9 protein-coding genes are annotated in these 8632 nt (G+C 68.1%); 6 read left to right on the top strand and 3 right to left on the bottom strand.

Annotated features, from left to right (window positions below; translation table 11 throughout):
- On the bottom strand, nucleotides 1–1706 hold a 1706-nt coding region (locus OXQ33_RS08935), incomplete at its 3' end, for a molybdopterin cofactor-binding domain-containing protein (RefSeq protein ID WP_267434332.1).
- A 453-nt stretch (nucleotides 1707–2159) separates the two neighbouring features.
- Here OXQ33_RS08935 and lgt point away from each other — a divergent pair.
- The 5 genes from lgt to OXQ33_RS08910 all read left to right on the top strand — a co-directional run bounded on the left by lgt (nucleotide 2160) and on the right by OXQ33_RS08910 (nucleotide 6831).
- Nucleotides 2160–3029, top strand: a complete 870-nt coding sequence (lgt, locus tag OXQ33_RS08930) for a prolipoprotein diacylglyceryl transferase (protein WP_346015349.1) — start codon at nucleotides 2160–2162, stop codon at nucleotides 3027–3029.
- Nucleotides 3030–3070: 41 nt separating this feature from the next.
- Nucleotides 3071–4153, top strand: a complete 1083-nt coding sequence (locus OXQ33_RS08925) for an SAM-dependent methyltransferase (protein ID WP_267434330.1) — start codon at nucleotides 3071–3073, stop codon at nucleotides 4151–4153.
- Entirely contained in the window at nucleotides 4150–4659 is a 510-nt protein-coding gene (locus OXQ33_RS08920) for a GNAT family N-acetyltransferase (RefSeq protein ID WP_267434329.1), read from the top strand. Before OXQ33_RS08925 ends, OXQ33_RS08920 begins: the two co-directional genes overlap by 4 nt.
- Complete coding sequence (gene pgeF, locus OXQ33_RS08915; RefSeq protein WP_267434328.1) at nucleotides 4656–5420, top strand: peptidoglycan editing factor PgeF; 765 nt, start codon at nucleotides 4656–4658, stop codon at nucleotides 5418–5420. The genes OXQ33_RS08920 and pgeF overlap by 4 nt, the downstream gene beginning before the upstream one ends.
- A 79-nt stretch (nucleotides 5421–5499) precedes the next feature.
- Nucleotides 5500–6831 carry a cystathionine gamma-synthase family protein gene (locus OXQ33_RS08910; RefSeq protein ID WP_267434327.1) on the top strand — a complete coding sequence of 444 codons (1332 nt, stop codon included), beginning with the start codon at nucleotides 5500–5502 and terminating at the stop codon, nucleotides 6829–6831.
- Between the two features lie 67 nt (nucleotides 6832–6898).
- On the opposite strand, the gene OXQ33_RS08905 is transcribed toward OXQ33_RS08910, so the two are convergent.
- Both OXQ33_RS08905 and OXQ33_RS08900 read right to left on the bottom strand, forming a co-directional pair.
- Nucleotides 6899–7480 carry a TetR/AcrR family transcriptional regulator gene (locus tag OXQ33_RS08905; RefSeq protein WP_267434326.1) on the bottom strand — a complete coding sequence of 194 codons (582 nt, stop codon included), beginning with the start codon at nucleotides 7478–7480 and terminating at the stop codon, nucleotides 6899–6901.
- A 2-nt stretch (nucleotides 7481–7482) separates the two neighbouring features.
- Nucleotides 7483–7944, bottom strand: coding sequence for a nuclear transport factor 2 family protein (locus tag OXQ33_RS08900; protein WP_267434325.1), 462 nt, complete (start codon nucleotides 7942–7944; stop codon nucleotides 7483–7485).
- 253 nt (nucleotides 7945–8197) lie between these two features.
- Between OXQ33_RS08900 and OXQ33_RS08895 the strand changes: the two genes are divergently transcribed.
- Nucleotides 8198–8617, top strand: coding sequence for a globin family protein (locus OXQ33_RS08895; protein ID WP_267434324.1), 420 nt, complete (start codon nucleotides 8198–8200; stop codon nucleotides 8615–8617).
- Nucleotides 8618–8632: the final 15 nt, after the last annotated feature.

The following is an 8632-nucleotide window of genomic DNA, read 5'->3' as shown; positions in this document are numbered from 1 at the left end:
AGCATCGCAATCCGCCACGCCAGCGGATCGGCTCCCGCCCGTACGGCGAGTTCGTCGATGAAGGATTCGCGGGCAAAGACATTGGCGACATGCGCGCCGCCCCGGACATGCCCGGTCGGGATAAGCAGGTCGGCGACATGATGCTGCACCGCCAGCGCGGGGATCGCATAGGGCGGCACCGCGCCGCCCATGGCATAGGCGTCGCCCCGTCCCGCTCCCCGCATTCCCCAGCGCGCCGGTCCGCCCGGCATCACCCGCCGGGCGAGGTCGGGGCCGGTCGCGGGGGTCGCGATCCGGCTGCGCCAACCGGTGATACGCCCCTGGTCCACCCGCGCGGTCAGTCGGGCGAGAGCGGGTGCGCGAAAGGCGTCGCGGCGCAGATCGTCGGCCCGCGACCATTGCAGATTGACCGGGCGCTTCAGCTTCGCGGCGATCGTCGCCGCCTGCACCGCCGCGTCGGATTCCAGCGCGACGCCGAACGAACCGCCGATCGGCATGGGGTGGACGATCACCCGGTCCGGCGCGATCCCGACCGCCTCCGCCGCCACCGCGCGGACCTGTGCGGGGACCTGGGTCGGCACCCAGAGTTCCAGCCCGCCGTCACGCCACGCCGCCACCGCCGCGCGCGGCTCGATCGCGGCATGGACCCCGACGCCGATGCGATACCACGCCTCGACCAGCCCGCCACCCTCCAGCGCCTCGGCCACGTCCCCGCGCGCAAAGGCCAGCCGCCCCTCCTCGCCCAGCGCATGGTCGAGGCCCTGCGCGATCGCGGCGCTGTCGAAGCCCGGCCCCCGGCTCACGGCCTGCGGTGCCGCCGCGTCCAGCCCCTTCTGCGCGATCCACCAGCTCGCGGCGGCGACCGCGACCCAGTCGCCACCCTCGATGACATCGACGACGCCGGTGACCTTCATCGCGGCATCGCGGTTCAGCCGGATCGCGCGTACCTCGCCCAGCGGCGCGTGGCGGATCGCGACATGCACCATTTCGGGCAGGCGGATATCGGCGGTGAAATTGGCCGAGCCGTCGATCTTGGCGGGCGAGTCGAGCCGCGGCAGGTCCACCCCCGCCAGCCGCCCCGCGCCGCCACTGCCCAGCGGCAGGGGTTCGGGCACCGTCTCGCTCACCGCCGCTTCGGCCAGTTCGGCGAAGCGCAAACGCTGTCGTCCATGCGTGACGAAGCCGTCCTTCGCCTCGCACTCGGTCCAGTCCACGCCCCATCGGCGCGCGGCGGCCTGCGCCATCAGCGCGCGGGCGGTCGCGGCGGCGGCGCGGGCGGGCCCCTCGAACATGCGGATGGTGCTGGAGCCGCCGGTCAGCATCACCGTGTCGCGCCGCAGCCATTCGGTGCGCAAAGCCTCGGGCACCCGGTCGAAGGCGCCCTCGAACAGCGAATCGACGCCGACCGGATTGGCGTAGAGCGGGTTGATCGGGGCGGGCTCCACCGCCACCGTCCGCCAGTCCGCACCCAATTCGTCGGCAACGACCTGCGCCAGCGCGGTGACGACGCCCTGGCCATGCTCGGCCTGCGGCACCGCGACGGTGACGATCCCGTCGCGCCCGATCTTCAGCCATGCACCGAACGCCTGCTCGCCCGGATTGACGGTCAGATTGGGTCCATAAGCACGCGGCCACAGGCTCCAGGCGACCAGCAACCCGGCCCCGGCACCCCCGCCGATGAGTATGTTGCGCCTGCTGAACTCCATCACGGGCGAGCCTTAACGTCGAAGGCCGGGCAGGCAAGCCGGGGGTTTCGCTGTGTGAAAGCGAGTGGGTTGATCGTTCGAAACTTTTTGCGCGCAGAGGCGCAGAGGACGCAGAGAGGGATCGGCCGCACCGCCATCCCGCCCTCTCGATCGACAGACTTCTTCGCTCAAGACAAGCAGACCGGCCTTGCGGCCGGACCGGACCCCTCCGCGCCCTCCGCGCCTCCGCGCGAACCCAAATTCTTCGCGGCCTCGCGGCTTCGCGTGAATCCCGTCATGGCGTGGCCTTCGACTTCGCTCAGGCTGAACGGAGGTTGGGATGCACCCTACCTCCGTTCGCGCTGAGCGAAGTCGAAGCGCACGTTCCACCCCCGAACCCACGGTCTTGGTGTTGACGCGCGACCACTCTATGGAAGCCGGTCAGAGATAAGGGAAACGCGCTTGATCCTGCCCATGCTCGCGGCCGCCACCGGCCATATCCGGTTCGAGGATCTGGGGTTGCACCCGGATGTCTTCTCGATCGGCTTCTTCACGCTGCGCTGGTACAGCCTGGCCTATATCACCGGCATCCTGTTCGGCTGGTGGTATCTGGGCAAGATGCTCGACCGGCCCGGCGCGCCGATGTCGCGGGCGCATGCCGACGACCTCGTCTTCTATGCCACGCTGGGCATCATCCTGGGCGGGCGGATCGGCTATGTGATCTTCTACGCGCCCGAGATGTTCCTGCACCCGCTGCATATCGTCCGTCTGTGGGATGGCGGGATGAGCTTTCACGGCGGCGCGATCGGTACCGGGATCGGCGTCATCCTGTTCGCGCGCAAGCACAAGCTCAACTGGCTGCGTATCCTGGACTATCTGGTCTGTACCGCGCCGGTCGGGCTGTTGCTGGGCCGCCTGGCCAATTTCGTGAACGGCGAACTGTGGGGCAAGCCGTCGGACGTGCCCTGGGCGATCATCTTCCCGCGCACCGTGCCCTTCGGCCTGCCAGATCCGGCGCGCCATCCCAGCCAGCTCTACGAGGCGGGGCTGGAGGGCCTTGTCCTGTTCGCGGTGATGAGCTTCGCCTTCTGGCGGACCAAGGCGCGCTACGATCCGGGCAAGCTGTCGGGGCTGTTCCTGCTCGGCTATGGCACCGCGCGCTTCATCGTCGAGTTCTTCCGCGAACCCGATCAGCAATTGCGCGCCTTCGCGCAAATGACCGGGCTGCACATGGGCCAGTGGCTGTGCGTGCCGATGATCCTGGGCGGCCTGTACCTGATGAACTCGGCCAAGGCGCGGCGCGTGCGGGTGGAGCCGATCGCGGGGGCCGACAGCGTCGCCTGATACCCTTGCGGCGGCGGGTCGGTGACGGCAGAGCGGAGGGCATGACCAACCCGTTGATCCCCCCCGCCGATCACAAGCCCGAGCCGGAGGACGCGCTGCCCGAACGGCTCGCCCGCGCGATTGCGCTGGCCGGGCCGATCCCGGTGGCGCAGTTCATGGCCGCCGCCAATGCGCATTATTACGGCACCCGCGATCCGCTGGGCGCGGGCGGCGACTTCACGACCAGTCCCGAGATCAGCCAGATGTTCGGCGAGCTGGTCGGCCTGTGGTGCGCCGACCTGTGGGACCGTGCGGGACGGCCCGAGATGCACTGGATCGAACTCGGGCCGGGGCGCGGCACGCTGGCCGCCGATGCCGGGCGGGCCATGGCCAAGGCGGGGTTCTCGCCGTCGATTCATTTCGTCGAGACCAGCGCGACGCTCCGCACCGCCCAAAGCCAGCGCGTGGCCGAGGCGACGTGGCACGATTCGGTCGAGACGCTGCCCACCGACCGCCCGCTGATCGTCGTCGCCAATGAATTCTTCGACGCATTGCCCATCCGCCAACTGGTCCGGCGCGGGGACGGCTGGCATGAGCGGCTGGTCGCCGCGCAGGATCTGCTCTTCCTGCCGATCGCGGGGCCGCCCGTCCCGCCCGAGATCATCCCCGAACCGCTCCGCGAGGCGGAGGCCGGATTGGTGATCGAGGTGTCCCCCGCCAGCGTCGCGGTGATGCGCACGCTGTCCGCCCGGATCGCCGCACAAGGGGGCGCCGCGCTGATCGTCGACTATGGCTATGAAGGCCCCGCCATCGCGGACACGTTGCAGGCGGTGCGCGGCCATGCCTATGCCAATCCCTTCGACCGGCCGGGGGAACAGGATTTGAGCGCGCATGTCGATTTCACGACGCTGGCCGCCGCCGCGCAAGGGGCCGGGCTCGCCGCCTTCGGTCCCGTCACGCAGCGCGACCTGCTCGGCGCGCTGGGGATCGACCAGCGGACCGCCGCCCTCGCCCGCGCGCATCCGAATCGCGCCGACTCGCTGCTCGCCGATCGCAACCGGTTGATGCAGGAGATGGGCACGCTGTTCCGTGCGCTGGCGGTCACCCGGCCCGACTGGCCCGTACCGGCGGGGTATGGCGAATGATCGACTATCGCGATGCCCGGCCGGGCGATGGCGAAGCCCTGGCCGCGATGGCGGCGGCGGCGTTTACCGAAACCTTCGGCCATCTCTATCCGCCCGCCGATCTTGCCGCCTTTCTGGACGAAGCCTTCGGTCCGCAAGGCCTTCCCCGCCAGATCGGCCATCCCGATTTCACCATCCGCCTCGCGACCGAGGAGGGCGCGATCATCGGTTTCGCCAAGCTCGGTCCCGTGGGCTTCCCCGGCGAATGGCCCGAGGATGCGATCGAACTCTATCAGCTTTACGTGAAGGCCAGCCATCTGGGCGCGGGCGTTGGCCCCGCCTTGATGGACTGGGCGATCGCATCGGCCAGGTCGCAGGGGGCCAGCGCGCTCATCCTGTCGGTCTATGTCGACAATCACCGGGCCAAGGCCTTCTATGCCCGCTATGGTTTCGTCGATATCGGCCGATACGACTTCCCGGTCGGCGACACGATCGACGAGGATCGGATCATGAGGCTGTCGCTATGAGCGTCGAGGCGATTCGGACGCCGTTGCTGGCGTCGGTGCCGCATGGCTTTCTCGGGCGGCGCGGCGGCGTCTCGGTGGGGATTCATGGCGGGCTGAATGTCGGGCTGGGGTCGGAGGACGATGCCGATGCCGTGGCCGAGAACCGCCGCCTTGCGCGCGACGCCGTGCTGCCCGGTGCACGCCTCGTCACCTGCTACCAGATCCATTCGGCGGAGGCGGTGACGGTGCTGACCGCGCCCCAGGACGATAGCCGCCCGCATGGCGATGCGCTGGTGACCGACCGTCCGGGGCTGTTGCTGGGTATATTGACCGCCGATTGCGCGCCGGTGCTGTTCGCCGATGCGCAGGCCGGGGTGGTCGGGGCCGCCCATGCCGGGTGGAAGGGCGCGTTCGGCGGGATCACCGACGCGACGCTCGCCGCGATGGAGGCGCTGGGGGCGCAGCGCGACCGCATCGTCGCCACGATCGGCCCGTGCATCGCGCGCGCCAGCTATGAGGTGGATGCCGCCTTTCTCCGCCGCTTCGTCGAGGCGTCGCCCGAGAATGAGCGCTTCTTTGCCGATGGCCGACGCGCCGATCATTACCAGTTCGATCTGGAGGCCTATGTCGCCCACCGCCTGGCCGAGGCCGGGGTCGGTCGCGTCGCCGCGCTGGGCGAGGACACCTATGCGCAGGAGGACCGCTTCTTCAGCTTCCGCCGCGCCACCCATCGCGGCGAACCCTCTTATGGCCGCCAGATTTCGCTGATCGGGCTCGGCTGAGCCTCGCCAAAGTCGTTCACCGCGCTATCCTTGGGGCATAGCCGCCGACCGAGCGGCACCATGTCCCAAGGAGACCGCAATGCCGACCGAATCCAATCTGACCGGCGTTCCGCCCCGGAATCCGACCCCGACCGATCGCAGCAGCGACACGACGAGCATCGGCGACCGCAAGCTGAAGCCCTCCACCCTGATGATGGGGCATGGCTTCGACCCCGTCCTGTCGGAGGGTTCGCTCAAGCCGCCGATCTTCCTGACTTCAACCTTCGTCTTCCCCAATGCGGCGGCGGGGAAGCGCCATTTCGAGGGGGTGACCGGCAAGCGCCTCGGCGGCGCCGACGGGCTGGTCTATTCGCGCTTCAACGGCCCCAACCAGGAAATTCTGGAGGACCGCCTGGCCATCTGGGACGAGGCGGAGGATGCGCTGACCTTCTCCAGCGGCATGGCGGCGATCGCCACCCTGTTCCTGTCGATGGTGCAGCCGGGTGACGTGATCGTCCATTCGGGCCCGCTCTATGCCGCGACCGAGACGCTGATCGGACGCATCCTGGGCCGATTTGGGGTGAAGTGGCTCGACTTCCCCGCAGGTGCCACGCGCGAGGAGATCGACGCGGTGCTGCAAAAGGCCGCCGCCATGGGCCGGGTGCCGCTGATCTATCTGGAAAGCCCGGCCAATCCGACCAACGCACTGGTCGATATCGAGGCGGTGGCGGCGGCGCGCGACGCGGCCTTTGCCGATGCCGCGGAAAAGCCGCCCATCGCCATCGACAACACCTTCCTCGGGCCGCTGTGGCAGCGTCCGCTCAAGCACGGCGCCGATCTGGTCGTCTATTCGCTGACCAAATATGCGGGCGGCCATTCCGATCTGGTCGCGGGCGGCGTGCTGGGGTCGAAGGCGCATATCGCCACCATCCGGTCGATGCGCAACACGATCGGCACCATCTGCGACCCCAATACCTCCTGGATGCTGCTGCGTTCGCTGGAGACGCTGGAACTGCGGATGAGCCGCGCAGGGGAGAATGCCGCCAAGGTCTGCGCCTTTCTGCGCGATCACCCCAAGGTCGAGCGGGTCGGCTATCTCGGCTTCCTCGCGGACACGCCGGGGATGGAGCGGCAGGCGGATATCTATCGCCGCCACTGCACCGGCGGCGGGTCGACCTTCTCGCTCTATCTCAAGGGCGGCGAGGCGGAATCCTTCCGCTTCCTCGACAGCTTGCGCATCGCCAAGCTGGCGGTCAGCCTGGGCGGGACCGAGACGCTCGCCAGCCATCCGGCGGCGATGACGCATCTGTCGGTCCCCGACGAGCGCAAGGCGGCGCTGGGCATCACCGACAATCTGGTCCGCATCTCGATCGGGGTCGAGGACGCCGACGACCTGATCGCCGATTGCGAACAGGCGCTGGCGGCGATCTAGGTCGGATCGACATTCATTTCGGCTCTTTGTCCCTCTCCCCTCGATAGGGGAGAGGGAAACAATGGAACTATTGAATGTCGGCGGCGGCGAGCGCGGTATAGAGCCGCGCGGTCAGCCGCCCGAGCGTGGCGCGGAACAGTCCCGGATCGTCCAGGCCCCGCGCCAGCACGACCGCGCCCTGGATCCCGCTGACCACGTCCTGCGCCAGCACCGTCGCATGGCCCTCCGCCACGCCGCCGCGTATCAGCAGCGTCTGGAGCGCACCGATCCAGCGCCGGAAATAGTCCGCGATCGGCGCGGCAAAGGGATCGCGCGTCGCCCCAAGGCCCCAGGACCCGATCAGGCAGGCGCGCCGCCCCGATTCGAAATAGCGATCCACCGCGACCATCATCGCATCGATCCCGGCGCGCGGATCGTCCGCCGCGTCCAGAGGCGCGAAGACCGCGCCCTCGAACCACCGCGCGACATCGTCGAGCACGGCGGCGGCCATCTCCTGCTTTCCGCCGGGGAAGAAGTGGTAGAGGCTCCCCCGCCCCAGTCCGGTCGCGGTCCCGATCAGCGAGAGGCTGGCCCCGGCATAGCCATGTTCGCGAAACGCTTCGGCCAGCCCCGGCAGCGCATCGGCGCGCTCGGCGATCAACCGCGCCACCGCTAAAGCCCCAGATCGCTCAGCGAGGGATGATCGGCGGGCCGTAACCCCAGCGGCCAATGGAACAGCCGCTCATCCTGCGCGATCGGCAGGTCGTTGATCGACGCGATCCGCCGCCGCATCCGGCCGTCCTCGGCGAAATCCCAATTCTCATTGCCATAGGATCGGAACCATCGTCCGGCATCGTCATGCCATTCATAGGCGAAGCGAACCGCGATCCGCGCGCCCTCCTGCGCCCATAGCTCCTTGATCAGCCGATAATCCTGCTCCCGCGCCCATTTGCGGCGGAGGAACTGGACGATCTCCTCATGACCGGTGACGAATTCGGCCCGGTTCCGCCATCGGCAATCGGGCGTATAAGCCTGCACCACGCGCTCGGGATCGCGGCTGTTCCAGGCATCCTCCGCCGCACGGACCTTTTGCACGGCGGTATCGGGCGTGAACGGTGGTAGCGGGGGACGCATATCCCAACCCCTTCTGACAAAATCGACAACTCTGTATCGATTGGTACAATGAGAAGGGAGCGGGGACAATCGCCGTTTTCAGCCGATGCCGGTAAAATTTTTACCGCTATGCCCCCTGTCGATCTCTGCGCCCCGGGGAAGCTCATGGCATTGAGTTAGAAAGAATAACCCGGGCCGCGCGCATTACTGTCACCGCCGGTGATACATAACGTCATTAACATTTCGTTCTCACCCGTCCGCCTAATCGATCGCCATGCTCACGGCTCATCAGATCGACCTGATTCAGGACAGCTTCGCCTCGGTCCTCCCCCTCACCGACGCCGCGGCCGCCGAATTCTACCGGCGCCTTTTCGAGCTGGCACCGGACACCCGGCCCCTGTTCCGCAACGACATGGCCGAGCAGGGGCGGAAGCTTTTCCTGACCCTCGCCACGGTGGTGGACGCGTTGGACCGGCTGGATAGCATCATACCCGTGGCGCACGAACTCGCGTTGCGGCATGTCGGCTATGGCGCGAAGCCGCAGCATTATCAGGCGGTGGGATCGGCTTTGATCGAGACGTTGCGGGTCGGTCTCGGCCCCGCCTTCGATCAGGATACCGAAGCCGCCTGGACCATGGCCTATCGCATATTGGCCGAAACCATGCTGGCGGCGACGCGCTCGACCCAGCACTGATGACGGCCTCATCAT

Source organism: Sphingomonas sp. GM_Shp_1 (assembly GCF_026540895.1).
Lineage (GTDB): Bacteria > Pseudomonadota > Alphaproteobacteria > Sphingomonadales > Sphingomonadaceae > Sphingomonas.
Note: the sequence above shows the minus strand (reverse complement) of the source record. Positions and strands in the feature narration are given on the sequence as shown.